The organism is Rhodovulum sulfidophilum DSM 1374 (assembly GCF_001633165.1).
Classification (GTDB): domain Bacteria; phylum Pseudomonadota; class Alphaproteobacteria; order Rhodobacterales; family Rhodobacteraceae; genus Rhodovulum; species Rhodovulum sulfidophilum.
The window spans coordinates 1,234,753-1,260,607 of the sequence record NZ_CP015418.1 but is presented as its reverse complement, the minus strand read 5'-3'; the positions used below and the strand labels follow the sequence as shown (position 1 = coordinate 1,260,607).

Genomic DNA, 25,855 nt, shown 5'->3' with positions numbered 1-25,855 from the left:
GGATGGGGTCCGGCCCCCGGCCAGCGCCGGATCTCCGCCGCCAGCCGTCGGGGCTCGTGCCCCGGCCCTCAATGGCGCGGCGGCTCAGCCGCGGCGCGGGGCGTAGAGGCCCTCGTAGATCGGCACCAGGGTCTCGTGCTCGAAGAGCGAGGACACCGACGTGCCCTGCCAGATGTTCATGATCGCCTGCGCAAACAGCGGCGCGGTCGGCACGATGCGGATATTCGGGGTTCCGAGGATCGCCTCGGTCGGCTGGATCGAGTCGGTCACCACCACCGATTTCAGCTTCGAATTGCGGATCCGCTCGACCGCCGGGCCCGAAAAGACGCCATGGGTGATATAGGCATGGACCTCCTCGGCGCCGGCCTCGATCAGCTTGTCGGCCGCCTTGCAAAGCGTCCCGGCAGTGTCGCAAAGGTCGTCGACGATGAAGCAGATCTGGCCCTCGACATCGCCGATCACGGTCATCTCGGCGACCTCGCCCGGGCGCACCCGGCGCTTGTCGACGATGGCCAGCCCCGACCCGATCCGCTGCGCCAGTTCGCGGGCCCGGGTCACGCCGCCCACATCGGGCGAGACCACCGTGGTCTTGGAGGCCAGCCCGTTGAACTCATGCGCGATGTCCAGCGCGAAGATCGGCGAGGCATAGAGGTTGTCGACCGGGATGTCGAAAAAGCCCTGAATCTGGGCCGCGTGCAGATCCATGGTCAGCACCCGCTCGATGCCGGATTCGGTCAGCAGGTTGGCCACCAGCTTGGCACTGATCGGGGTGCGGGCCTTGGTACGGCGGTCCTGACGGGCATAGCCGAAATAGGGGATCACGGCGGTGATCCGCGCGGCCGAGGAGCGGCGCAGCGCATCGGCCATGATCATCAGCTCCATCAGGTTGTCATTCGCCGGGTTCGAGGTCGGCTGGATCACGAACATGTCCTCGCCGCGGACATTCTCGTAGACCTCGACGAAGATCTCCTGATCGTTGAAGCGTTCGACGCGGGCATCGACCAGGTCGACACTGATGCCCCGATGCATCGACATCCGCCGGGCGATGGCAGAGGCAAGCGGACGGTTGGCATTGCCCGAAATCAGTTTCGGTTCGTGAATATTGTGCATGGGGAGTGTCTCCGGCGGCGGCCGATTCGCGCGTGTAACGATATGTTGACAGCGCTTAGCACCGAGCTACGGTCTTGAAAACCTTATGAGGAAAGAGGCGTCACGATGGCCCATATCGACTACTTCTTCACCGTGATCTCGCCATACGCGTATCTGGCGGGCAACCGGCTGGAGGAGATAGCGGCCCGCCATGGGGCGACCGTCACCTACAAGCCCGTTGATATGATGGCGCTTTTCGGCCGGACCGGCGGCACGCCCCTGCCCCAGAGAGCCGAGGCGCGCAAGGCCTACAGGTTGCAGGAGCTGCGCCGCCAGTCGGTAAAAACCGGGCTGAAACTGTCCCTCGCGCCCGCACATTTTCCGACCAATCCGGCGCCTGCCGCCTATGCGATCATCGCCGCTCAGGCAACCGGCGAGGGCGATCCCGGCCAATTGGTTCATGCGCTGACCCGCGCCTGCTGGGCCGAGGACCGCAACGTTGCCGAGGACGAGGTCATCCGCGACTGCCTGAAGGCGGCGGGGTTCGACCCGGGGCTCGCCGACCGGGGCCTGCTGGCAGGGGCGGAGACCTATGCCGCCAATCTGGAAGAGGCGACCGCCCGGGGCGTCTTCGGGGCCCCCTTCTACATCACCGACGGCGACGAGAGGTTCTGGGGGCAGGACCGGCTGGACGATCTCGACCAGCATCTCGCGGGCAAGCTGTAGCCGCGGACCTGACCTCCGGGCTCGGACCTGGCCCTTGGGCCGGTCCTCGGGCCGGGGGCGCGCTTCAGTCGCCCCGGACGATGGCCAGAAGCGCGTCGACCTCTTCGTCGGTCGTGCACCAGGAACAGACCAGCCGCGCCGACAAGACCTCATCGCCCGGGCCATCCAGCGAGCAGTCCATCGGCCAGAGGTAATATTGCGCCCCGGCCGCATGGGCGCGGCGATGCGCCTCGCGCGGGAAGGCGGCGAAGACGGCATTGGCCTCGGTCGGGTGCAGGAGCCTGGCACTGTCATGCGCGGCCAGCCCTTCTGACAGCCGCGTCGCCGCATCATTGGCCCGCGCCGCCAACTTGAGCCAGAGCCCGTCCTTGAGATAGGCCGCCATCTGCGCCGACAGATAGCGATGCTTCGAGAACAGATGCCCGCCCCGCTTGCGCCGAAGCTCGAATTCCCAGGCATGGGCCGGATCGAACAGCACCACCGCCTCGACCCCCATGCAGCCATTCTTGGTGCCACCGAAGGACAAGATATCGATGCCCGCCTTCCAGGTCATCTCGGCCGGGGTCGCGCCGCTGCGCATCAGGGCATTGGCAAACCGCGCCCCGTCCATATGGACCGGCAGGCCGTAATCGGCGGCGACATCCGCAAGCGCCGACACCTCGGCGGCGGAATAGACCGTGCCCTGTTCGGTCGCGTTGGTGATCGAGACCGCGCCGCGCTGGACGTTGTGCACGCCGGCCCGGGCCGCATGGGCGATGGCCTCGCGCAGCGCCTCGGGGGTCATTTTGGCATCGGCGCCCTCGACCAGCGTCAGCTTGGCGCCGCCGGTAAAGAATTCCGGCGCGCCGCATTCGTCTTCCTCGATATGGGCATTGCGATGGCAGAAGACCGTCGCCCAGGGCGGGCACAGCACCGACAGCGCCAGCGCATTGGCGGCAGAGCCGGTCGCAACCAGATAGACCTCGGCCTCGGGCGCCTCGAAGATCTCGCGGATCATTGTGCGGACCTCGGCCATGATCGCGTCGCTGCCATAGGGCATGGCATAGCCATGATTGGCCGCGATCAGCGCATCCAGGATCTGCGGCGGCACCGGCGAGGTGTTGTCCGAGGCGAAATGCATGGCTGTTACAGCTCCTCTTCTATGAGGTGATCTTCCCAGTCCTCGAGCGGAACATCGAATTCGGGAATGGTCCAGCCCTGAACCGACATCCCGGCCTCGTGCACGCTTTCGGGATCGCCCGAAACCAGCGGATGCCAGTCGGCCAGCCCGCGCCCCTCCCAGAGCCGCCGATAGGCGCAGCTTGCAGGCATCCAGTAGACGACCTCGCCCAGCCCCTTCGGCGACAGCACCACGCATTCGGGCACGATGCTTTTGCGGATCGCGTAATTGGCACAGCGGCAGGTGCTGTCATCCAGCAGGCGGCAGGCGATCCGGGTGAAGACGACCTCGCCGGTATCGGCATCCTCGAGCTTGTTCAGACAGCATTTGCCACAGCCGTCGCACAGCGCCTCCCATTCGGCGGGCGTCATGTCCTTCAGCGCCACGCGCTCCCAGAACCGCGAACGCAGCGGTTTCGGAACGGTCTTGCGGGAGGGGCGCGCCACCGGATCAGTCCCGCGCAAAGGGCAAGGGCAGATCGCCGGCCAGAACCGCCCGGGCCCGGGTGCAATCGGCGTCGATCTGCGCGACCAGCGCGTTCAGACTGTCGAACCTGGCCTCGTCGCGCAGGAACTCGACCAGCGCGACCGACAGGTGGGTGCCGTAAAGATCGCCCTCGAAATCGAAGAGATAGCTTTCGCAATTCGGGACATTCTCGCCGAACATCGGCCGGATCCCGATCGAGGCGGCGCCGTCATAAGTGCCGCGATGCGGCCCGGACAGCACGTCGACCCTGACCGCATAGACCCCGAAGCGCGGCCGGTGCAGCCCCCGGATCGACATGTTCGCGGTGGGAAAGCCCAAGGCCCGCCCGCGGGCATCGCCATGCAGCACCTCGCCCTCGATCCGATGCCAGTGGCCCAGCATCCCGGCGGCATCGCCCGGGCGTCCCTCGCTCAGCGCGTGCCGGATAGAGGTCGAGGAGACCTCGCCCACATGGTTCGACAGAAGCGGCACCGCGGTGACGCCAAAGCCCATCTCGGCACCGAAGCGCACCAGATCCTCGACGGTGCCGGCGCGGCCCTTGCCGAAGCAGAAATCCGCGCCCACGACGACATGCGACAGCCCCAGACCGTCGACGATGACCTCGCGCGCGAAGACTTCGGGCGAAAGCCCGGCCAGCCGCGCATCGAAGGGCAGTTCGTAAAGGTGATCGACCCCCAGCTTGGCCAGCCGGTTGGCGCGGGCCTCGGCATTCATCAGCCGGAACGGAGGCGCGTCGGGGGCGAAGAATTCGCGCGGATGCGGCTCGAAGGTCAGGATGCCAAGCGGCGCCCCCCGCTTCGCGGCCTCGGCACGGGCGGCCTCGATCACCACCCGGTGGCCGAGATGGACACCGTCGAAATTGCCGATAGCGGCCGCGGCGCCGCGGTCGCCCGTCGCGTTTCCGGTCCAGGAGGCAAAGGTCTGCATGGCCCCCGATTGCACCGGAGGCCGGGCCGCGTCAATCGAATTTCTTGCTGGGTGCCAGTACCACGGCCTCGCCCTTGAGAACCGGCTTGCCGTCGACCAGGCAGCGACAATCCAGCGTCACACGGCGGCGGGAATGGTCGATGCTCTTGACCTCGACCTCGGCCAGCACGGTGTCGCCGGGCCGCACGGGGGCGATGAATTTCAGGGTCTGGCCCAGATAGATCGTGCCATGGCCCGGAAGCTGTTCGCCGATCACCGCCGAGATCAGGCCGGCGGTCAGCATGCCATGGGCGATCCGGCCCTCAAAGACCGTCTCCATGGCGTAATCGTCGTCGAGATGCACCGGGTTGCAGTCGGTCGAGACCTCGGCGAACATCTCGATATCGCGGTCGGTCACCTGCTTGCGCAGATGGCGGCGCATACCGATTTCGAGTTCCTCGATACAAATCGTTCCGCGTGGCATGTTGTCGAGCATTCCCGGCCCCCGGTGGATCATGTTGCACCGCAGCATAGCGAAGCCGCGCCCATGCCGCAATGGTGAGGGCAACTTTTATGCTGAAAACCGCGTGATGGCAGCAATTTTATTGCGCCGCCGATTTCGCCGGTCGCCACCCGACCATGGCCCGAACTGCGACGGCATGCTGGTCCGGAATGCGCGGCAAGGCAAGGGCGATGTCGGGCAGAGGGCCGGATCCCGCACGCGCTTGCGCCCCGGACAGGGCCCGGAGCGCAAGGAAAGGATCGAGATCCCCGGGATCAGCGCAGGAAGCCGATGGCGTAGGTCGGGCTGGCCATGTGCTGTTTCAGGAAGGCTTCCAGCTGCTCGGGATCGGGCTGGTTCCGGGTCCCGGTCTCGGCGGCGGCAAGCCCGCCCGAGATGAAGAGCGAATCGAGATCCTCGCCGATGGCGCCCGCGATATCGGTGCGGATGCCGTCGCCGATGCACAGGATCTCGGCGTCGGACACATCGGCGAATTCGGCCAGACGCTGCCGGGCCAGATCGTAGATCGGCGGCTGGGGCTTGCCGAAATAGAGGCTCTCGCCGCCCATTTTGGTGTAAAGCTCGGCAATGGCGCCTGCGCACCATTCGCGGGTCTCGCCCCGGTCGACCACCACATCCGGGTTGGCGCAAAGCAACTTGAGCCCCTTCTGCTTGGCGTAAAGCAGTTGCGGACGCAGCACGTCGGGATCGGCATGCGAATCGAACGGGCCGGTGCAGACGATGCCCTCGGCCTCTTCCAGCGGGACGCGCTCGATCTCGACCGGGTCGCGGACGATACCGATCGGGTCGAAGAAGGTCAGGTCGAAATCGATGCCCATGAAATAGACCCGCTTGCCGACGATGCCGCGGAACATCGCGGCCCGGGCGCTGTCGCCCGACGTGGCGATGGTGTCCCAGCTGTCGCGGGCGACGCCGATCTCCTCAAGCTGCCCCTCGACCGCCTTGCGGTGGCGCGGCGCATTGGTGATCAGCACCACCTTGCCGCCCCGGGCACGATAGCGCTGCAGCGCGGCAACGGCCTCGGCGAAGGGCTCGCGCCCGTTATGCACGCAGCCCCAGAGGTCGACGAACAGAGCCTTGTAGCGGGACGAAACCTCGTCGAGGCTCTCGATGATCGGTGTCATATGGGGGCGTTCCTTGAAAGACAGGAGGCGCCGGATGCGGCGCCTCCGAAACCGGTGTCGGGGTTCAGAGTTGCAGATTCGGGATGATCTGCTTCTTGCGGCTGACGATGCCCGGCAGCATCACGGTGTCGCCCGCGACAGTGACGGCAAAGCTCTTCTCGGCCACCGCCTTGACCAGATCGTTCGGCACCAGAAGCGTGGCCTCCTGCTTGAGAATGTCGACGACGAACAGCAGGACCTGATCGGCGCCATCCTCTTCGGCCACGCCGGTCATCGCCTGCATCAGGCTGTCCTTGCGGTCGAGCACGGTCCCGGGCGAGGTGGTCTCGAGCACCGAGACGCGGAATTTCTTGCCCGCGACCTCGTATTGCTTGGAATCCATCCGCAGCAATTCGGCATCCGAGAAGGCCGAGACGTCGGATTTGGCCGCGAACATCTCGGCGGCATAGTCCGGGATCGAGACGTCGAGCTCGGCGGCGAGCCGTCCGGCAACGGCGGTATCGGCGGGCGTCGTCGTCGGCGAGCGGAATTCCAGCGTGTCGGACAGGATGCAGGACAGCATCGCGCCCTTGATGTTGTCGGGCATCTTGGCCGCGTCCTCGCCCATCAGGTCGAACATGATGGTGGCGGTGCAGGCGACGGGCCGCACGGTGATCTCGATCGGCGAGCGGGTCTTCAGCCCGCCCTGCAGCAGGTGGTGGTCGATGATCGCGATCACGTTGGCTTCGTTGATCCTCGAGGGCAGCTCGGCCAGGTTGTTGGTATCGACGATCACCACATCCTCGCCCGGGGCGACATCGGCGATGATCTCGGGCTGCTCGAAGCCCCAGCGGTTCAGCACGAACTTGGCCTCGGTATTGGGCTCGCCCAGCAGCTTCGCCTCGGCCGGCTGGCCCTTGATCTCGGAAAGGTACCAGGCCCAGATCAGCGGCGAGCCGGTGGAATCGGTGTCGGGGGCCTTGTGGCCAAGAACCTTGATCGTCATGTTGAGCGCCCAATTTGCAGATGTCTGAGGTTGGCGCCCTTATAGAAGCGGCGCGCGCGCTTGTCACCCGGGCCCGCACGCTCTTTCTGCACTGCGGCATGAGCGGTTGGCGCCACCGCCCGACAAGCTGCCGCCCAGCGCGCCCCACCGCAGGGGCCGGGCTGTTCGAGCTGCGTTCGCGACCGGTTCACAGCCCGTTCGCAACATCGCCGCGCGGGGGCCGAAAATGCCTCCGGCACAGGTTTTTTTTCGGGGGACCGACGCTTGACAGCCTGTCGCGGCTTTCCTATCTCGACCTCATTAGCACTCACCGGGTGCGAGTGACAAAACCTCGACACCCAGAACCAAGGAGCGTTCGAACATGGCATTCAAACCTTTGCACGACCGGGTTCTCGTTCGCCGCGTCGAAAGCGATGAGAAGACCAAGGGCGGCCTGATCATCCCCGACAGCGCCAAGGAAAAACCGGCGGAAGGCGAAGTGATCGCCTGTGGCGAAGGCGCCCGCAAGGATTCGGGCGAGCTGATCGAAATGGCGGTCAAGGCCGGCGACCGCGTCCTCTTCGGCAAATGGTCGGGCACGGAAGTGACGATCGAAGGCGAAGAGCTGCTGATCATGAAGGAAAGCGACATCCTCGGCATCATCGCCTGAGCGGTTCGCCCTTAGAAACAACCAGATAACCAGGAGCAAGCGATATGGCTGCCAAGGACGTCAAGTTCGATACCGATGCGCGCAACCGCATGCTGAAAGGCGTGAACATCCTCGCCGATGCGGTCAAGGTCACCCTGGGCCCGAAAGGCCGCAACGTGGTGATCGAGAAATCCTTCGGGGCGCCCCGGATCACCAAGGACGGCGTGACCGTCGCCAAGGAAATCGAACTGGAAGACAAGTTCGAGAACATGGGCGCGCAGATGGTGAAGGAAGTCGCTTCCCGCACCAATGACGAGGCCGGCGACGGCACCACCACCGCGACCGTGCTGGCTCAGGCCATCGTCAAGGAAGGCACCAAGGCCGTGGCCGCGGGCATGAACCCGATGGATCTGAAGCGCGGCATCGACATGGCCACCGCCAAGGTCGTCGAGGCCATCAAGGCCGCCGCCCGTCCGGTCAACGATTCCGACGAAGTCGCCCAGGTCGGCACCATCTCGGCCAACGGCGAAGCGAATATCGGCCGCTTCATCGCCGACGCGATGCAGAAGGTCGGCAATGACGGCGTGATCACCGTCGAAGAAAACAAGGGCATGGAAACCGAGGTCGAAGTCGTCGAAGGGATGCAGTTCGACCGCGGCTACCTGTCGCCCTACTTCGTGACCAACCCCGACAAGATGGTCGCCGATCTGGAAGACTGCCTGATCCTGCTGCACGAGAAGAAACTCTCGTCGCTGCAGCCGATGGTTCCGCTGCTGGAATCGGTCATCCAGTCGCAAAAACCGCTGCTGATCATCGCCGAGGATGTCGAAGGCGAAGCGCTGGCGACCCTCGTGGTCAACAAGCTGCGCGGCGGCCTGAAGATCGCTGCGGTGAAAGCGCCGGGCTTCGGCGACCGCCGCAAGGCCATGCTGCAGGACATCGCGATCCTCACCGGCGGCCAGGTGATCTCGGAAGATCTCGGCATGAAGCTCGAGAACGTGACGATGGACATGCTTGGCCAGGCCAAGAAGGTCACCATCACCAAGGACGAGACCACCATCATCGACGGCCATGGCGACAAGGCCGAGATCGAAGCCCGCGTTTCGCAAATCCGTCAGAACATCGAGGAAACCTCCTCGGACTATGACCGCGAGAAGCTGCAGGAACGTGTTGCCAAGCTGGCCGGCGGCGTTGCCGTCATCCGCGTCGGCGGCCTGACCGAAGTGGAGGTGAAAGAGCGCAAGGACCGCGTCGACGACGCCCTGAACGCCACCCGCGCCGCGGTGCAGGAAGGCGTGATCGTCGGCGGCGGCGTGGCCCTGGTGCAAGGCGCCAAGGTGCTTGAAGGCCTGACCGGCGACAACAGCGACCAGAATGCCGGTATCGCCATCGTGCGCCGCGCTCTGGAATCCCCGCTGCGTCAGATCGCCGAGAATGCCGGTGTCGACGGTGCCGTCGTTGCGGGCAAGATCCGCGAAAGCGACGACACCCATTTCGGCTTCAACGCCCAGACCGAAGAATATGGCGACATGTTCAAGTTCGGCGTGATCGACCCGGCCAAGGTGACCCGGACCGCTCTGGAAGACGCGGCCTCGGTCGCGGGCCTGCTGATCACCACCGAGGCGATGGTGGCCGACAAGCCCGAGCCGAAAGGCGCCCCCGCCGCCGGCGGCGGCATGCCCGACATGGGCGGCATGGGCGGCATGATGTAATCTGCCCTTGTGAACATCGGAAAGGGGTCGCTGCGGCGACCCCTTTCTCTTTCGCGCTCCGGACGCTCGCGATGTCCACTGCGTCAAGATGCGAGTCAGCCGGGCCCTTCCCGCACCGCCCGAATTTGCTAGGCTCGCCCCATGACCATCCGTCCCGCCACCGCCTCCGATTACGGTCCCATCGCCCGGCTGCTCGATGCCGCATTCGGCCGCCCCGACGAAGCCCGGCTGGTCGCGGCGCTGCGATCCGGAAAGGCCATGGCCCGCGAATGGGTACTGGCCAATGACAAGGAAGAGATCCGGGCCTATCTGGCGCTGGTCCATATGGTCGAGCCCCGGGGCTGGTATGCGCTGGCGCCGGTCGCGGTGGCGCCGGGATCGCAGGGGCTGGGCCTTGGCGGACGCCTGATCCACGCCGCCCTCGAAGTGGTCGAAGGGCCGGTGGTGGTGCTGGGCGAGCCCGGATATTACACGCGCTTCGGCTTTTCCGTCGGCCGCGCCGCCAATCTGGTTTCGCCCTACCCTCTTGACGTGACCGCGATTTACGAACCCGATCCGAGCGGCCCGCCGCCGCTGCTCCGGCTGGTCTATGCACCGGCCTTCGGGGCCTGAAACGCACCGCTTGCCTCACGCCCCCCAGGCGATCCCGCAGAACGGCTTTCCCGACAGATTTCCGGACAGACTTCCGGACAGTCGGGCGACGCGTCGCGCGCGCCTGTCCCGGCCGTTTTCGAGAAATGGAAGAACAATTGATTTGTTCATGATTATTAACAAATGACGCAAAGAATACCCCCGGAAAGTTAAACAAAGATTGCAGATTGACTTGCGATACGAAAAGTCGCTTAATTAAATTTAATTAAAAATTTATATACCAGCGAGTCGTCTTTCCGGTTGATGCCGTCGTTTCGCGCAAACCCGGAAATTTGTCGTGCAGGGACCGCGACATGTTTTGATGGTGCGTAATTTCAGGCTATGGGGGCCATCCGATGTTCACGAATGGGAACGACCATGAAACAATCGTCCCGTCCGGCAGTGCGCAGACTTTCGATGCGCTGGGCGGCTTCGATACCGTCACGATAGATGCCACCTCCCTCCTCGCCGGGCTAAGCGGCACGCTGCTGGGCACGACCTGGTCCTCGACCTACAATTCGGTCAGCCTGAGCATCGCGAATGTCGAGCAACTGGTGGTGATCGGCGGCGCGGGCAATGACGAGATCACCGGCGATGACGGCAACGACACGCTGCTGGGCGGTACCGGCAACGACTATCTCAATGGCGAGGGCGGCACCGACCTGATCAACGGCGGCGCGGGCAATGACGAGATCTGGGCGCATGGCGGCGACACGGTCATCGGCGGCGCGGGAACCGACATGCTCCATCTCGTTCTGGGACCGGGCGCCGGCCAGAGCATCGACCTCACCACCGGCGCCGGAACCGGCGTTACATGGAGCGGTTTCGAGCGGATCGGCGCCTCCCTGTCGGGCGGCGAGCGCGATGTCTATGCAGGCTTTCTGCTGGCCGATATCGACGGTGCCGGGTGCCTCCATCTCGACTATTCCGGAACCGATCTCGGCGGCCGGACGGCGGTTTCGGTCAATCTTGACGTCTCTGGCGGGACCATTCACCTCAGCGATTCCAGCACTCAAAGCTTCGGCATCTACGGCTTTGACGATTTCGACATCGTGGGCTCTGCGGGCAATGACCTGATCGACATCTCGGAAGCCGGCGGAGGGACGGTCGACGGCGGTGCAGGGAACGACACGATCTGGGGCAGCTTCGAGTCGTCCATCCTCGATGGCGGCGACGGGCATGACCAGATCCACGGTTGTTCCGATTACGACATCCTGCATGGCGGCAACGGGAATGATACCATTTACGGATATCTCTACTCCGTCTCGGAACTCTGGGGCGATGATGGCGACGACTATCTCGACTCGGGCGACAGCGATGGCGAGCTCCATGGCGGGGCCGGCAGCGACACGCTGATCGCCGGCGAGGGCGCCCCCTTGCTCGATGGCGGCTCGGGCGATGACTATATCTACACACAGCTTGGACAGGACCGCATCTACGGCGGCACAGGGAATGACACTCTGGTCATAATGGCGCCGTATTACCACATCGACTACGATCTCGACATCAGCCAGGGCGGGGATATCCGCGGCATCGAATACGCCGATATCACGCTTGCCGAGGGCAACGATACCATCCGGATCGGCATTGCCTCGGCCTATATCGACGGGACCGGCGGCACCGATCATCTGATCCTCGACTATTCCGAGACGGATGAAAACGGCCGCACCGCAACCGCGGTCGTATTCGACCTCGCGGCGAATGCAAGCATTGCGACCCTGACCGACAGCAGCACGATCTCCTGCAATCTCGACCTCGACCTCTTCACCGTGATCGGCTCCGGCGGCCATGACTGGATCGACGGCAGCATCGCGACGCAGGCCTGCACCTTCGAGGGCGGCAAGGGCGCCGACACCCTTCTGGGCGGCAGCGGCAACGACACCATCACCGGCGGCGGCGGGAACGACACGATCGAAGGCGGGGCGGGCAATGACCGGCTCGAGGGCGGCTACGGCAATGACAGGATCGACGCGGGCACGGGCAACGATATTCTCATCGGCGGGGCCTGGGACGACATCCTGAATGGCGGGTCCGGCAACGACACCTTCCTCTATGGGACCGGGGCGAACGGCTATGACATGGTCGATGGCGGCGCAGGCGCCGCAGACCGCATCCTGGCCACGGCCGACAATGTCACCATCGGCCTCGGCGGGCTTGTCGGCGTCGAGATCGTCGATGCCGACAGGCATGTCGGCGTCGTACTGCAGGGCTCGGGCGGGCATAACCTGCTGGACTTCTCCGGCACCGCCCTGAGCGGGATCGAACACATCGATGGCGGATCGGGCAGCGACACCATCATAGGCAGCGCCGGGGACGATGTGATCATCGGCGGCAGGGGCAATGACAACCTGTCCGGCGGCGCGGGCGGCGACATCCTGACCGGCATGGCCGGAGCCGACATCTTCGACTTCAATGTCGCGAGCCACAGCAACGGCGCCAATATCGACCGCATCACCGATTTCGTCCGGGGCGAGGATCTGCTCGACCTCTCGGGGATCGACGCGAATTCCGGGCTGGCCGGAGACCAGGACTTCGATTTCATCGGCACGGCGGCGTTCAGCGGCACGGCGGGCGAGTTGCGGGCGGACCTGACGGCCGTGCCCGGCATGACGGTGATCCTGGCCGATATCAGCGGCAACGGGGCGGTCGATCTCGAGATCCGTCTCGACGGGCTCTACAGCCTCGCGGTCACCGATTTCCTGCTGTGAGTTCTGAACGCAGGGAATGCGCCGCAACCGGACCGGCACCTGCGGATAATCCGCAGGTGTCCCGCGGACATTGCGCCAAGGGGCAGCGACCTCCCGGACAGCCCGCTCTGTGGCGCGATACCGGGCGGAACATGAAGGGTCTGCAGCGGGGTTCTGAAGATTGTCGCAATTGCACAGCAAATGTCCCCCATCAGCTGTCGGGGCCCGGCATCTGACGGATCGGGACGAGGAGGGATCTGACCGGCTCTGAAATCCGGATCTTGCAGATATCTTCGCGCGACATGTCCCCGCCGAGGGTCTTGAGCCTGCGATCGAAGTTCTCAGACGCCATGACGGCGGCAAGCTGTCTTCGCAACTGGTCGTTGGGGTCATGGTGGAAGCATTTACCGCCTACCTCCCTGACGCTGCGGTTCATGCGCTCAGCCTGACCGCTGCTCGGGAAAACAGCCTCCAATCGGTTTTTCTCGCCGCTCGACGGATGGTCGGGCTTGGTCAGGCAATATTCGAGAACCTCCCTCGCGGTCTTGCGATCCACCTTTTCCATGAATTGGGGAACTGCGTGTAAAGAGCATAGAGACACTCATCCGCCGGCAGCAGCCTGAGCCGCCGGATTGCGCCGGGCATCGCCGACCTGGCTTCGGTGAGAACAGTCGAGCGCGGTTCTTTCGGCCCGGACTTGCGATCCTCGACCATCGCCCGCTTGCCCAGCCACGCGCTCGAAACATGCGATCAGCGGCCGTTGCGACCCGGATGGTCTGCATGATCATGGCGCGGTCGTGACGCCCCTGCCCCGCAACGCGTCCTTCCATTCCTTCAAGAGGACCGCCCCATCAAACTCCGGGATCAAACAGTCAGCAATGTGCGTGGCTATCTCCCTTACCGCCGCACTGCCCCGATGCTCGACGTCTGACCCCGACATCTGGACCGGGGGACGGCGCCTTTATCACGTCCGGCTTCACCGTCGGCGCCGGATCGGCCATCGGGGCCCAGGCGACGGCGCTGAAGGACGGGCCGTCCTGTAGCGTCATGGTAGGCCGACCGGGCAGGCCGTTATGGCTGCACCTTGCCGATCCGCGCGTCGGGCGGCCGCAGGCACTGGAATGGGGACGGTTTCGCTCTACGATCTTTTCGCCGAAACCGTGCGCGATCGAGGGGATGGCCGCCTCGGGCGCGGTGACACCCTATCGGAGGCCGATGCTCATGACTGCGGATCCGGCCGATCCGGACCAGACCCTGAACCCCCTGGACGGGAGCCCGCTTGCGCTGGCCAATTGACATGCCCCCGGATCAGCACCCTTTCCGGCTTCCCCCGGCGACCGGCATCGCGCCGCATCCGGCTGGGGATCGGGCACAGATGAGCGACCAGCCGGTCGGCCATAGGCGCCGGAGCGGTCTTCAGGGCACCGCCTCGCGCGAGCTCCGCTACCATGACCGCCGCCGCTATGACAGCGCGCGGGCGGATCGAAATGGGTCGCGGCCCGGTTCGAGCCAGCCGCGGTCGCGGCCGGTCTGCGGCGGATGGCGGCGCCGTCTCCGGTCATCGGCATCGCGGCCTTCGCGCCGGGCCTGTCGTCGCTCTTCGGCGGATGCGCCTCCGACCCCGCCTGTTGTCTTTCATCTTGTCGAAAAGGAATATTTTGAATGCAGAACCGGGAAGTTACGAAGGCGATTTTTCCTGTAGCGGGTCTTGGGACTCGTTTCCTTCCTGCGACGAAATCGATCCCGAAGGAGATCATGACGCTGGTCGACCGCCCGCTGATCCAATACGCGATCGACGAGGCGCGGGCGGCCGGCATCACGGATTTCATCTTCGTGACGTCGCGGGGCAAAAGCGCGCTCGAGGATTACTTCGACCACGCGCCGCATCTGGAGGATTCGCTGCGCTCGAAGGGCAAGGACGACCTGCTGGAGATCCTGCGCAGCACCGACATGGAAAGCGGGGCGATCGCCTATATCCGCCAGAAGAGGGCGATGGGGCTTGGCCATGCAGTGTGGTGCGCGCGGCGGCTGATCGGCAACGAACCCTTCGCGGTGATCCTGCCCGATGACGTGATCGCGGCCGAGACGCCCTGCCTGCAGCAGATGACCGAGGCCTATCGCGAGACCGGGGCGAACATGGTCGCGGCGATGGAGGTGCCGCCCGAGAAGGCCTCGGCCTACGGCATTCTCGACATCGCCCGGGACATGGGCGACCGGGTGCTGGTGAAGGGGATGGTCGAGAAGCCCGCGCTGGAGGAGGCGCCCTCGAACCTGGCGGTGATCGGGCGCTATATCCTGACGCCGAAGGTGCTGCACAATCTCGACCAGAACCTGCGCCACGAGCGGTTCGGAGCCGGGGGCGAGCTGCAGCTGACCGATGCCATCGCCCAGGAGATCGACGGCCAGGGGGTTTACGGCTACCGCTTCGGCGGCCAGCGCTTCGATTGCGGCTCGAAGGCGGGTTTCCTGCAGGCGACGGTGTCCTTCGCGCTGGCGCGGCCCGAGCTGAAGGGCGAGTTCGAGGACTATCTGCGCGACATGTTCGCGCGGCCGGAGGCGGCGGAATAGGGCGATGGCGCATGTCCTGGTGACGGGCGGCGCGGGCTATATCGGTTCGCATGCCGCTACGCGATCTGTGGCGACCGGGACGGGGTAAGCTGGACGAGGACAGCGCCCTGGCCAGCCCCAAGCTCGTCAGGACCTGTCCTCGACCGTAACCGGGATCGACCGCCCCCCCTCGAACCTCGCGACCGTGATCGTCGACACCCGGGAATGGGCTCAGTCGCAAGCACAGGGAAGGATCAGCGGAAAGGCCGGGCCCTCAGACGGGCGGCAGGGCGGCATCCGCCACCAGCCGTTCGATCCGCTCGGGGCTTTCCAGAAGATCGGCCAGGGTCAGCGATTCGATCAGCAGCAGATAGGCGTAGAAGACCTGGCCGAAAAGCCTGCGGATCCGGCAGCTTTCCTCGTCCTCGCAATCCTCGCAGGGCTGATAGGCCCGGCGCGACAGGCAGGGCAGCGGCGCGATCGGCCCGTCCACCTCGCGCAGCAATTCGCCGATCGAGACCTGACGCGGCTCCTTGATCAGCAGATAGCCGCCCGACCGGCCCCGGCGCGATCCGAGATAGCCCGTGCGCTTTAGATCGAGCAGGATATGTTCCAGAAACCGCTTGGGCGCGCCCGAGCGCTGCGAGATCTGCTCGATTGTCAGCGCCTCACCCGCCCCGGCGGCCTCTTCCGCAAGCGCGATCATGGCCTTCAGGGCATACTTTGTCTTCTGGGTGATCATATGTCACGAATAGGGACGAAACCGGCGCCGATCAAGCGGAGGAATCCGCTGTCCACCGCAATGCCCTCTCTCTGAAAAGATAAATAAACCACATAAATTCAATATCCTAAACGGAAACCGCCGGTCAGGCCCCGGCGCTGACCACGAGGCTTTTGCGACCTCCGGAGGGCAGCCCTCTCCCCGGCCGGGGAATTCTCTTCTCCGAAACCGCGAAGGATGGGAGGATTTATCACGACGAGCCCTGTAGACTTAACGGGCCACAATGGGGGATTCGCACCATGCAGCCAGCTCAGAGAGCGGGTTTCGGCGGGTTTGTGACGATGAGGCGGCGCAATGCGGGCGCCCTGATCATCTTTCTGACCGCCTATCTGGGGCTCTTCGCCTTCATCCTGACACCCGAAAGCCTGTGGACCGTGACGTCCTCGGCCGCCGGGCAAAGCCAGAGCGCGCGACACTAACGCGATAGCCACGCGCCGAAAAGCCGGAGCCGCCTCTGGGCCGCTGGCAGCGATAAGCCACCGGAACCCGCCCGGACGGCGCTGGAAAGGCGTCCCGTCACCCTGTCGGGCTGGCCCTGCCCCCGCGGGTTTTCGGATGTCCGCGCGACATCGTTCTGAGCGCGAGGCGGCTGGCCGACGCCCTCATGCTGGTCTTCCGGCTGCCGCCCCATTTCCCCACATGCTGGCCGAAGGGGCCGTCCTGCCGGGCCATGCAGCACCCCACACCTCGGACGGGACGGGCGCCCCGCTGCGGCTCTCGCCCTGCTGCGGAACGCCTTCCGCCGCCTCGTCTCGACGCTGCCCGTCGCACGGCCATCCGGCCTGCCCGGCTTTCGAGCCTGACCGAACGTCATATCACGCCAGCGCCGGTAACGGTCACCGGGAAAAGGCCATGCCGGAAAACGCCCCCTGCGGTCAGACGCATCGCCAACGAACCGCTTCCACAAAAACCCGATCTAACCTATCGTATTTTGATTGAATAAATGCGCCCATCGGAAGGTCCGTCCGGATGTCGCTCGACCAGATCGTCGTTCTTGCCCTGCTTGCCATCGTCTTTCTCAGTTTCATCAAGGAAACATACCCGCCCGAAGTGACCGCGCTTGCGGCCTCGGCCGCATTGCTTGCCACCGGGATCATCGGGACCGGCGATTTCCTGACCGTGTTCGGCTCCAGCGCGCCGATCACCATCGCGATGATGTTCATCATCTCGGCCGCGCTGGAACGCACAGGCGTGCTGGCCACGCTTGGCGAATTCATGACCGCGCGGGCCGGAGGGTCATATCTGCGCGCGCTCTTCCTTATGATGATCGTGACGGTGCTGGCCTCGGCCTTCATGAACAACACCCCGGTCGTGATCCTGCTGACGCCAGTGATGATCTCGGTCGCCGCCAGCGTGGGCGTCGCGCCCTCGCGCATGTTGATCCCGCTGTCCTTCTCGGCGATCTTCGGCGGAACGCTGACCCTTGTCGGCACCTCGACCAACATCCTGATGAGCGGGGTCGCGCGCGAGACCGGCCAGCCGCCGATCTCGATGTTCGAGATGACCCTGCCGGGGATGATCTTCGTGCTGGTGGGCATGGCCTACCTGGCCATCGCCGGACGCTTCCTGCTGCCCGACCGGCAATCGCTGGCGCATCTGGTCGGCCGCGAGACCCGGCGCCGGTTTCTCGCCCGGCTGCTCATTCCGGCCGGGTCGCGCTATATCGGCAAGCGGCTCGACGACCTGCCCTTCAACACCGCCGAAACCCGCATCCTCGACGTGATCCGGGGCGAGGTCTCGATGCGGCGACGCCTCGACGACCTGGAGCTGGAGCGCGGCGACCGGCTGGTCCTGAAAACCGGAACCGGCGAGATCCTCGGGCTGAAGGAAAACGGCCAGGTGGCGTTCCGCGACCTCTCGGACCGGGGCGTCGAACCGGTCACCGCGGACCAGACCGTGACGCTCGAGGCCAGCATCGGTCCGAATTCGATCCTGCGCGGCCGGCCGCTGGGCGAGCTGCGGCTGCGGCGCAATTATGGCGTCTATGTCATGGCCGTGCATCGCGCCGACCGCAACCTGTCGGAGCGGACCGACGACATCCGCCTGCAATTCGCCGACACACTGCTGCTGGAAGGCCCCGCAGAAGGGCTGCGCCGGCTGGTCGAGGATGGCGGGGTGGTGAACCTGTCGGCGCCCTCCGAACGGCCGATGCGGCGGGCAAAGGCGCCCGTCGCCATCGCCACGATGATGGCGGTCGTGGGGCTCGCCGCCTTCGATGTCATGCCCATTGCCGGGCTTGCGGTGATCGGGGCGGTTGCGGTGATGCTGACCCGCTGCGTCGATCCCGAAGAGGCCTTCAACGCCATCGACTGGCGGATCCTGTTCCTGATCTTCGGGATGCTGGGCCTCAGCAAGGGCATGGAAGAGACCGGCACCGCGCAGCTGATCGTCGACTGGGTGGTGGGGCTTCTGGGCGGGTTCGGCCCGCTGGCGATCCTGGCCGCGGTCTATGTGCTGACCAGCGCGCTGACCGAGATGATCAGCAACAACGCGGTGGCGGTTCTGGTCGGGCCCATCGTGATCGGGCTGGCGGTGCAGCTTGGCGTCGATCCGCGGCCCTTCATCATGGCGGTGATGTTCGCGGCCTCGGCCAGTTTCGCCACCCCCATCGGCTATCAGACCAACACCTTCGTCTATGGCGCGGGCGGCTACCGGTTCCGCGACTTCCTGAAGGTGGGGTTGCCGCTGAACATCATCTTCGCGGTGGTGGCGGTGGGGGTGATCCCGCTTTTCTTCCCGTTCTGAACGGCGCCCTGGCCGGACGGCGCAGGCCGGGGCGGTTCAGACCGCCTCGACCTCGATCGTGACATGCGAGAGGCGGCCCAGATGCGCCAGCCGTCCGCGATATTCGGCGGCCGGGCGCGGATCGGCATCCGAGATCGCGACGATGGCGCCGCGATGGCCGGGACCGAGCTGCCAGACATGCAGGTCGACCACCCGGGCGCCGTCGGTCTCGATGGCCTCACGGATCTTCTGCGGCAGGGTTTCGGACCGCGGCAAGAAATCGACCAGCACCCCGCCAGAATCGCGCATCAGCCCGAAGGACCAACGCGCGATCAGCAGCGCGCCCAGCAGCCCGATGACCGGGTCGAGCCACACCCAGCCGAAGGCGCGCCCCGCGACCAGCGCCGCGATGGCCAGAACCGAGGTCAGCGCATCGGCCAGCACATGCAGATAGGCGGCGCGCAGGTTGTTATCGACCTCGTGGTGGTGGGCATGTCCGTGAGAGTGATGGTCGGCATCGGCATGCGCGCCGTGCCCGTGGCCGTGGTCGTGGTCGTGCCCGTGAGGACCATGCGCGTGCGGCCCCTGATGCAGCAGCACCGCGCTGCCGATATTGACCGCGAGACCGACAATGGCCACGAGGATCGCCTCGCCGAAATGGATGCCGACCGGATGCACCAGCCGGACGAGGCTCTCCCAGCCGATCAGAAGCGCGACCAGGCCCAGCACCACCGCACTGCCGAAGGCCGCCAGGTCGCCCAGCTTGCCGGTGCCGAAGGTGAAGCGCGGATCATGGGCGTGACGGCGGGCGAACATGTAGGACAGCGCGGCAATGGACAGCGCCGCGGCATGGGTGGCCATGTGCCAGCCATCGGCCAGCAGCGCCATCGAGCCGAAGACCGTGCCCGCCGCGATCTCGATCACCATCATCGTCGCGGTGATGCCGATCACCAGCCAGGTCCGCCGCGCATTGCGGTCGTGATCGGCCCCGAGGAACACATGGTCGGGCCCGCCGGGACCGCGCGGATGGCAAAGCGCTGCTGCCTCGCCGGTGTCGTTGCGGGGAGGGTGAGAGCTGTCGGAGGGGGCGTGGTCATGCATGATCCGGCCTATTTCAGATAGGTGCGAAGAACCGAGGCGAGTTCCGCGCCGCCCTGTTCACGACCGGTCTCGTCCTCGACCAGAATGACGTGATGGCGCAGGTGATCCTCGATCAGTTCCTGGGTCAGCCCGGCGGTGGCACCACGCACGGAGGCCACGAGTTGCAGGATCGCACCGCAATCCTTCTCGGCCTCGATGGCCCGCTCGATCGCCTCGATCTGCCCCTTCAGACGGCGCACACGCGCCAGGAGCTTCGGCTTGTCCTTGGTAAGATGCGACATTCATATGCCTCGATAGGTATAGGGGGTACCCCTATCAGGGACCGGCCCGAAAATCAATCCGCCTCGCGGGCAAGGTTCAAATTCCATTTCTTGAATTCATGTTCGGCAGCGCCTAGCTTGGATCCGTCCGGGCCGGACACAGGCCCGCCCCGAAAAGGAGACCCGCCATGACCCTCGACCGCGCCGTGATGATGTTCGCGGGCTGCATGATCCTTCTGTCGCTTGGCCTCGGCACCTGGGTCTCGCCCCTCTGGTACCTGCTGACCGCCTTTGTCGGCCTGAACATGATGCAGGCCTCGGTGACGGGCTTCTGCCCCGCCGCGATCCTGTTCAGGCGGCTCGGGATCCGACCCGGCACCGTCTTCGACTGAGCGCCCTGCCGACCCCTGTCTGCGGCACCCGGTCCGCCCGGACGGGGCTGTGCCCGCCCGCCCGACGCGCTAGATAGGCGCGACAGGACGGCAAGGCAGACGGGAAGGCGGCCCATGCTCTTATCACTTTCCGACATCGGCAAGGGCTACGAGACCGGGGGCGCCCGGGTCGAGGTTCTGGGCGGTGTCGATCTCGCGCTCGCCCCCGGCGAGACGGTTGCGCTGACCGGCGAATCCGGTTCCGGCAAAAGCACGCTTCTGCACCTCTGCGCCGGGCTCGACCGCGCCGATCGCGGCCGGATCGAGGTTGCCGGGCAGGATCTGACCCACGCTTCCGAGCTCCGCCTCGCCGCGCTCCGGCGCGAGACGGTGGGGCTGGTCTTCCAGCAGTTCAACCTGATCCCCTCGCTCGACGTGGCGGCGAACCTCGCCTTCCAGGCCCGGCTGGCGGGCCGTCACGATCCGGACCGGGCCGCGAAACTGGCCGACAGGCTCGGTCTGTCGGGGCTGCTGTCGCGCTATCCCGAACAGCTTTCGGGCGGCCAGCAGCAACGCGTGGCCATCGGCCGGGCGCTGGCGATCCGGCCCGCTCTGCTACTGGCCGACGAGCCCACCGGCAATCTCGACGAAGCCACCGGCGACGCGGTGATGGAGCTGATGCTCGAACTGGTGGCCGAGGCGGGCGCGGGGCTTCTGATGGTCACGCATTCGCCCCGGCTCGCCGCGCGGCTGGGGCGGCGCGTGCATCTTGCGGGCGGGCGGCTCGCGGCATGATCCGGACCGCCATTACCGCGCTTCTGTCGCATTGGCGACGCCACCCGCTGCAACTGGCCGGGCTCTTCCTCGGGCTGGCGCTGGCGACCGCGCTCTGGTCGGGGGTGCAGGCGATCAATGCCGAGGCGCGGCAAAGCTATGACCGCGCCGCGGCGGTGCTGGCGCAGGACCGGCTGGACAGCCTCGTCGCCCGCGACGGGCAGCATATCGGCCAGCAGGTCTTTCTCGACCTGCGCCGGGCGGGCTGGCTGGTTTCGCCGGTGCTCGAAGGGCGGTGGTCGCATCGGGGCGTGCCGCTGCGCATTCTCGGGGTCGATCCCTTCACCCTGCCCGCGGGCAGCCTGCCCGAAGCCGTCGCCGATGAAAGCCGCTCGGGGGCGTTCCTTTCGGCCGAGGGCCTTGCCTTCGCCGCCCCCCAGACCGTCGAGGAGCTGACCCGGATCGGCGCGCCCGGCCTGCCACCGCTGGCCGCGGCCCCGGGGATGGCGCCGGGCCTGCTTCTGGTCGATATCGGCACCGCCCAGCGGCTTTTGCGGGCCGGGGGCGAGATCAGCCGCCTGCTGCTTGCGCCCGAACAGCCGTTGCGCCAGCGGCCGCTTGACGAGATCGCGCCCGGGCTTATCCGCCAGAGCCCGGCCGAGCAGGCCGATATGGGCGCACTGACCGGCAGCTTTCATCTCAACCTGACCGCCTTCGGCTTCCTGTCCTTCGCGGTCGGGCTGTTCATCGTCCATTCCGCCATCGGCCTCGCCTTCGAACAGCGCCGCCCGGTCTTCCGCACGCTTCGCGCGCTCGGCCTGCCGCTGCGCCTGCTGGTGGGGCTGCTCGCGGCCGAGATCATGGGCTTTGCCCTGATCGCCGGACTGGCGGGCATCGCGCTTGGCTATGTCATCGCCGCGGCGCTCCTGCCCGATGTGGCGGCGACGCTGCGCGGGCTTTACGGCGCAAGCGTCTCCGGCAGCCTGTCGCTGCGCCCCGAATGGGCCGTCGCGGGGCTTGGCATGGCGCTGGCCGGGGCCGGGATCGCGGCGGCGCAAAGCCTCTGGAGACTGTCGCGGATGCCGGTTCTGGCCCCTGCCCAGCCCCGCGCCTGGAGCCGCGCCTCGGCCCGCAGCCTCGCCTGGCAGACCGCGCTTGCCGGGCTGCTTGCGCTGATCGCGCTGGGGGCAGCCGTCAGGGGCGAGGGGCTGGTGGGCGGTTTCGTCCTGCTGGGGGCGCTTTTGCTGGCCGCGGCGCTGGCGCTTCCGGGCGCGCTGGCCGTGGCCCTGGCCCTGGGCGAGCGGCTGTCGAAAGGCGTGATCGCCCAGTGGTTCTGGGCCGATACCCGACAGCAGCTTCCGGGCCTGTCGCTGGCGCTGATGGCCTTGCTGCTGGCGCTTTCGGCCAATATCGGCGTCGGCACCATGGTCTCGAGCTTCCGGCTGGCCTTCACCGCCTGGCTCGACCAGCGGCTGCCCTCCGAGCTTTACGTCACCGGCCGGACCGAGGAGGAGGCCCGGCGCCTGGCCGAGTGGCTGGCCCCCCGTACCGAGGCGCTGCTGCCGATCTGGAAGATCGACGGCCCCCTGCTCGGCCGTCCGGGCGAGGTTTACGGCGTTGCCGATCACCGCACCTATCCCGACAACTGGCCGATGATCCGGGGCGATGCCTCGGTCTGGAAAAGCCTTGCCCGGGGCAAGGGCGTCATCGTCAACGAACAGCTCTGGCGCCGCGCCGGTCTGCAGCTCGGCGATCCGGTGACGCTTCCGGGCGGCGCGACCCGGCCGCTGATCGGGGTCTATGCCGATTACGGCAACACCAAGGGTCAGGCGATCCTCGGCATCGCCGATCTGCTGGCGCTTTATCCCGGGATCGACCGCCGCCGCTATGCCATCCGCACCGATCCGGCCAATGTGGCCGCCCTTCGCAGCGCCATCGAGGACGATTTCGGCCTGCCCGCCGACAACATGATCTCGCAACAGGAGGTCAAGCAGGTCTCGCTGATGGTGTTCGAGCGCACCTTCGCCGTCACCGCCGCGCTGAACGTGCTGACCATGGGGGTCGCGGGCTTTGCGATGTTCATGAGCCTGCTCACGCTCTCGACCATGCGCCTGCCGCAGCTGGCCCCGGTCTGGGCGCTGGGACTGACCCGCGGCCGCCTCGCCCGGCTGGAGCTGCTGCGCGCGGTGCTGCTGGCGCTGCTGACCATGGCGCTGGCGGTGCCGGTCGGGCTGCTTCTGGCCTGGGTGCTGCTGTCGGTGATCAATGTCGAGGCCTTCGGCTGGCGCCTGCCGATGCAGCTTTTCCCCAAGGACTGGCTCTGGCTCGGCGCGCTGGCACTGATCGCGGCGGGGCTGGCCGCCGCCTGGCCCGCCTGGAGGCTGGCACGCCTCGCTCCGGTCCATCTGCTGAAGGTTTTCGCCGATGAACGTTAAGGCCCTGATCTGCGCGCTGCTGCTGCCCTTGCCCGCATTGGGCCAGGGCTTTGCCGGGCTCGGCGGCACCGCCGAAGGCTATGCCCTGCCCGACCCGGCCGCCCGGCTCGAATTTCCGCGCGATCATGGCGCCCATCCCGGGTTCCGGATCGAATGGTGGTATGTGACGGCCAATCTCGAAGGCGAGGACGGCAAGGAATACGGCATCCAGTGGACGCTGTTCCGCAGCGCGCTGGCGCCCGGCGATCCCGGCACCGGCTGGCAGAACCGCACCGCCTGGATGGGCCATGCCGCCGTCACTTCGGCCGACACCCATAAAAGCGCCGAGCGGCTGGCCCGTGGCGGCATCGGGCAGGCGGGCGTGACCCTCGCCCCCTTCCGCGCCGAGATCGACGACTGGCATCTGGTCAGCACCGCCGATCCCGGCGCCGACCCGCTATCGGCCGCCCGGCTCGGCGCCAGCGGCACGGGGTTCGCCTATGATCTCGACCTCGTCGCGACCGGGCCGCTGGTCCTGCAGGGCGCGCGCGGCTATTCCGTCAAGTCGCGCGACGGGCAGGCCAGCCATTACTATTCGCAGCCCTTCTACCGCGCCGAGGGCCGCCTGATCTTCCCCGACCGGACCGTCCGCGTCACCGGCCGAGCCTGGCTCGACCGCGAATGGTCGAGCCAGCCGCTCGCGGCCGACCAGACCGGCTGGGACTGGCTGTCGCTGCATCTCGACGGCGGCGCCAAGCTGATGGTGTTCCGGCTCCGGGGCGCGGGCGACGACTTTCTCACCGGCACCTGGATCGCGCCCGACGGCACCCCTGCGCCCTTGCCGCCCGGCGCGGTCGAGATGATCCCGAAGGCCGAAACCCAGCTGGACGGGCGCAGTATCCCGACCCTCTGGCAGATCCGCCTGCCCGCGCGCGGGCTCGACATCACCGTCACGGCGCTGCAACCCGGGGCCTGGAACGCAACCCGGGTGCCCTATTGGGAAGGCCCGGTCACCGCGCGCGGCAGCCATCCGGGCGAGGGCTATCTGGAAATGACCGGGTACTGAGCCGATGAGCCCCCGGCCACATCTCGTGCTGATCGGCGGCGGCCATGCCCATGCCCTGGTGCTGCGGGGGGCGCCCCTGCCTCCCGACATATCCGTGACTCTGATCGACCCGTCCCCGAAGGCCGCCTATTCGGGCATGCTGCCGGGCTTCGTCGCGGGCCATTACCCGCGCGCGGCGCTCGAAATCGACCTCGCGCGGCTGGCCACCGCCGCCGGGGCGCGCTTCATCACCGGCCGCGCAGAAGGGATCGACCGCGCGCGCCGCCATGTCCTCGTCGCCGGGCAGGCGCCGGTGCCCTATGACATCCTCTCGCTCGACATCGGCATCACCTCCGATCTGCCTGACCTGGTCGGCTTTGCCGATCATGCGGTCCCGGCCAAGCCGCTCGGGCGCTTCGCCGATCGCTGGGCCGGTTTTCTGGCCGGGGTCGCGGCCGGCCGCAGCGCCCCCCGCGTCGCGGTGATCGGCGCGGGCGTTGCCGGGGTCGAACTGGCGCTGGCCGCCTGGTACCGGCTGGCAAGGGACGGCGCCGCGCCCGAGGTGACGCTGATCGACGCCGCGGACGAGATCCTGCGCGAACTGCGCCCCGGCGCCCGCGCCGCCCTTCTTGCCGCCATCGGCCGCGCCGGGATCGCGCTCCGGACCGGCGGCCGCATCGCCCGGGTCGGCCCCGAGGGCGTCACCCTTGCGACAGGCGAGACCATCCCGGCCGCCTTCGTCATCGGCGCGGCGGGGGCGCGGCCCCAAGGCTGGCTGGCCGAAGCCGGGCTCCGGCTGACGGATGGCTTCGTCACGGTCGACAGGACCCTGCGCTCGGTCAGCGACCCGAGGGTCTTTGCCGCGGGCGATTGCGCCCATCTCTCGCATGCGCCGCAGCCCAAGGCGGGGGTCTTCGCGGTACGCGAGGCGCCGATCCTCCGCCGGAACCTGATCGCGGCGCTGACCGGCGGCCGGATGCGCGCCTACCGACCGCAGCGGCACTATCTGAAACTCGTCTCGATGGGCGAAAAGCGCGCCGCCGCCGACCGGCTGGCGCTGCGGATCGAGGGCCGCTGGGTCTGGCGCTGGAAGGACCGGATCGACCGCGGCTTCATGCGCCGGTTCCACGACCTGCCGCCCGCCGGGCGCCGCTGAGCCCGGCCCGGGCCGCCGCCCTTACGG

The 25,855-nt window shown here is 66.8% G+C and carries 24 protein-coding genes; 13 read left to right on the top strand and 11 right to left on the bottom strand.

Annotation, left to right across the window (positions count from 1 at the left end; all coding sequences use genetic code 11):
- Positions 1-84: 84 nt before the first annotated feature.
- Positions 85-1,110 (bottom strand): ribose-phosphate pyrophosphokinase, encoded by a 1,026-nt coding sequence (locus tag A6W98_RS06060; protein WP_042459148.1) that lies wholly within the window; start codon positions 1,108-1,110, stop codon positions 85-87.
- A gap of 105 nt (positions 1,111-1,215) precedes the next feature.
- Here A6W98_RS06060 and A6W98_RS06055 point away from each other — a divergent pair, with 105 nt between their 5' ends.
- Entirely contained in the window at positions 1,216-1,815 is a 600-nt protein-coding gene (locus A6W98_RS06055; RefSeq protein WP_042459145.1) for a 2-hydroxychromene-2-carboxylate isomerase, read from the top strand.
- Between the two features lie 64 nt (positions 1,816-1,879).
- Here A6W98_RS06055 and A6W98_RS06050 read toward each other — a convergent pair whose 3' ends face one another.
- The 6 genes from A6W98_RS06050 to A6W98_RS06025 form a co-directional block, all read right to left on the bottom strand.
- Positions 1,880-2,935, bottom strand: coding sequence for a threonine aldolase family protein (locus A6W98_RS06050; protein ID WP_042459143.1), 1,056 nt, complete (start codon positions 2,933-2,935; stop codon positions 1,880-1,882).
- 5 nt (positions 2,936-2,940) lie between these two features.
- Positions 2,941-3,420 carry a YcgN family cysteine cluster protein gene (locus A6W98_RS06045; protein WP_264580084.1) on the bottom strand — a complete coding sequence of 160 codons (480 nt, stop codon included), beginning with the start codon at positions 3,418-3,420 and terminating at the stop codon, positions 2,941-2,943.
- Positions 3,421-3,424: 4 nt separating this feature from the next.
- A complete protein-coding gene (locus A6W98_RS06040; protein WP_042464624.1) occupies positions 3,425-4,387 on the bottom strand; it encodes a bifunctional riboflavin kinase/FAD synthetase in 963 nt (320 codons plus the stop codon).
- Between the two features lie 31 nt (positions 4,388-4,418).
- A complete protein-coding gene (locus tag A6W98_RS06035; RefSeq protein ID WP_042459140.1) occupies positions 4,419-4,862 on the bottom strand; it encodes a MaoC family dehydratase in 444 nt (147 codons plus the stop codon).
- A gap of 281 nt (positions 4,863-5,143) precedes the next feature.
- Positions 5,144-6,013, bottom strand: coding sequence for a TIGR01459 family HAD-type hydrolase (locus tag A6W98_RS06030; protein WP_042459137.1), 870 nt, complete (start codon positions 6,011-6,013; stop codon positions 5,144-5,146).
- 64 nt (positions 6,014-6,077) lie between these two features.
- A complete protein-coding gene (locus A6W98_RS06025) occupies positions 6,078-6,998 on the bottom strand; it encodes a manganese-dependent inorganic pyrophosphatase (protein ID WP_042459134.1) in 921 nt (306 codons plus the stop codon).
- A 361-nt stretch (positions 6,999-7,359) separates the two neighbouring features.
- Here A6W98_RS06025 and groES point away from each other — a divergent pair, with 361 nt between their 5' ends.
- The 4 genes from groES (at position 7,360) to A6W98_RS22120 (ending at position 12,676) form a co-directional block, all read left to right on the top strand.
- Positions 7,360-7,647, top strand: a complete 288-nt coding sequence (groES, locus tag A6W98_RS06020) for a co-chaperone GroES (protein WP_042459131.1) — start codon at positions 7,360-7,362, stop codon at positions 7,645-7,647.
- Between the two features lie 44 nt (positions 7,648-7,691).
- Positions 7,692-9,338 (top strand): chaperonin GroEL, encoded by a 1,647-nt coding sequence (gene groL / locus A6W98_RS06015; protein WP_042459128.1) that lies wholly within the window; start codon positions 7,692-7,694, stop codon positions 9,336-9,338.
- Between the two features lie 141 nt (positions 9,339-9,479).
- Positions 9,480-9,950: a GNAT family N-acetyltransferase gene (locus A6W98_RS06010; protein ID WP_042459125.1), complete on the top strand. Its 471-nt coding sequence runs from the start codon at positions 9,480-9,482 to the stop codon at positions 9,948-9,950.
- Between the two features lie 374 nt (positions 9,951-10,324).
- Entirely contained in the window at positions 10,325-12,676 is a 2,352-nt protein-coding gene (locus A6W98_RS22120; protein WP_042459122.1) for a calcium-binding protein, read from the top strand.
- Positions 12,677-12,866: 190 nt separating this feature from the next.
- Here the strand turns inward: A6W98_RS22120 and A6W98_RS20915 are convergent, their stop codons facing one another.
- Positions 12,867-13,220, bottom strand: coding sequence for a hypothetical protein (locus A6W98_RS20915; protein ID WP_052677941.1), 354 nt, complete (start codon positions 13,218-13,220; stop codon positions 12,867-12,869).
- 1,097 nt (positions 13,221-14,317) lie between these two features.
- On the opposite strand from A6W98_RS20915, the gene A6W98_RS05995 reads away from it, so the two are divergent.
- Positions 14,318-15,223 carry a UTP--glucose-1-phosphate uridylyltransferase gene (locus A6W98_RS05995; RefSeq protein ID WP_042459119.1) on the top strand — a complete coding sequence of 302 codons (906 nt, stop codon included), beginning with the start codon at positions 14,318-14,320 and terminating at the stop codon, positions 15,221-15,223.
- Between the two features lie 253 nt (positions 15,224-15,476).
- Here the strand turns inward: A6W98_RS05995 and A6W98_RS05990 are convergent, their stop codons facing one another.
- A complete protein-coding gene (locus A6W98_RS05990; protein WP_042459116.1) occupies positions 15,477-15,944 on the bottom strand; it encodes an RrF2 family transcriptional regulator in 468 nt (155 codons plus the stop codon).
- 320 nt (positions 15,945-16,264) lie between these two features.
- On the opposite strand from A6W98_RS05990, the gene A6W98_RS20910 reads away from it, so the two are divergent.
- Both A6W98_RS20910 and A6W98_RS05985 read left to right on the top strand, forming a co-directional pair.
- Complete coding sequence (locus tag A6W98_RS20910) at positions 16,265-16,402, top strand: hypothetical protein (protein ID WP_155734732.1); 138 nt, start codon at positions 16,265-16,267, stop codon at positions 16,400-16,402.
- Between the two features lie 550 nt (positions 16,403-16,952).
- A complete protein-coding gene (locus A6W98_RS05985) occupies positions 16,953-18,728 on the top strand; it encodes an SLC13 family permease (RefSeq protein ID WP_042459113.1) in 1,776 nt (591 codons plus the stop codon).
- A gap of 36 nt (positions 18,729-18,764) precedes the next feature.
- Here the strand turns inward: A6W98_RS05985 and dmeF are convergent, their stop codons facing one another.
- Both dmeF and A6W98_RS05975 read right to left on the bottom strand, forming a co-directional pair.
- Positions 18,765-19,808, bottom strand: a complete 1,044-nt coding sequence (gene dmeF, locus A6W98_RS05980) for a CDF family Co(II)/Ni(II) efflux transporter DmeF (protein WP_081251803.1) — start codon at positions 19,806-19,808, stop codon at positions 18,765-18,767.
- 8 nt (positions 19,809-19,816) lie between these two features.
- Positions 19,817-20,089 (bottom strand): metal/formaldehyde-sensitive transcriptional repressor, encoded by a 273-nt coding sequence (locus A6W98_RS05975; protein WP_042459110.1) that lies wholly within the window; start codon positions 20,087-20,089, stop codon positions 19,817-19,819.
- Between the two features lie 167 nt (positions 20,090-20,256).
- On the opposite strand from A6W98_RS05975, the gene A6W98_RS05970 reads away from it, so the two are divergent.
- The 5 genes from A6W98_RS05970 (at position 20,257) to A6W98_RS05950 (ending at position 25,828) form a co-directional block, all read left to right on the top strand.
- Entirely contained in the window at positions 20,257-20,460 is a 204-nt protein-coding gene (locus A6W98_RS05970) for a YgaP family membrane protein (protein WP_042459107.1), read from the top strand.
- A 114-nt stretch (positions 20,461-20,574) separates the two neighbouring features.
- Positions 20,575-21,234 carry an ABC transporter ATP-binding protein gene (locus A6W98_RS05965; RefSeq protein WP_042459104.1) on the top strand — a complete coding sequence of 220 codons (660 nt, stop codon included), beginning with the start codon at positions 20,575-20,577 and terminating at the stop codon, positions 21,232-21,234.
- Positions 21,231-23,648: an FtsX-like permease family protein gene (locus tag A6W98_RS05960; protein WP_155734731.1), complete on the top strand. Its 2,418-nt coding sequence runs from the start codon at positions 21,231-21,233 to the stop codon at positions 23,646-23,648. Before A6W98_RS05965 ends, A6W98_RS05960 begins: the two co-directional genes overlap by 4 nt.
- Positions 23,638-24,693, top strand: coding sequence for a lipocalin-like domain-containing protein (locus A6W98_RS05955; protein ID WP_042459101.1), 1,056 nt, complete (start codon positions 23,638-23,640; stop codon positions 24,691-24,693). Before A6W98_RS05960 ends, A6W98_RS05955 begins: the two co-directional genes overlap by 11 nt.
- Before the next feature lie 4 nt (positions 24,694-24,697).
- A complete protein-coding gene (locus A6W98_RS05950) occupies positions 24,698-25,828 on the top strand; it encodes an FAD-dependent oxidoreductase (RefSeq protein WP_042459098.1) in 1,131 nt (376 codons plus the stop codon).
- Positions 25,829-25,855 lie beyond the last annotated feature (27 nt).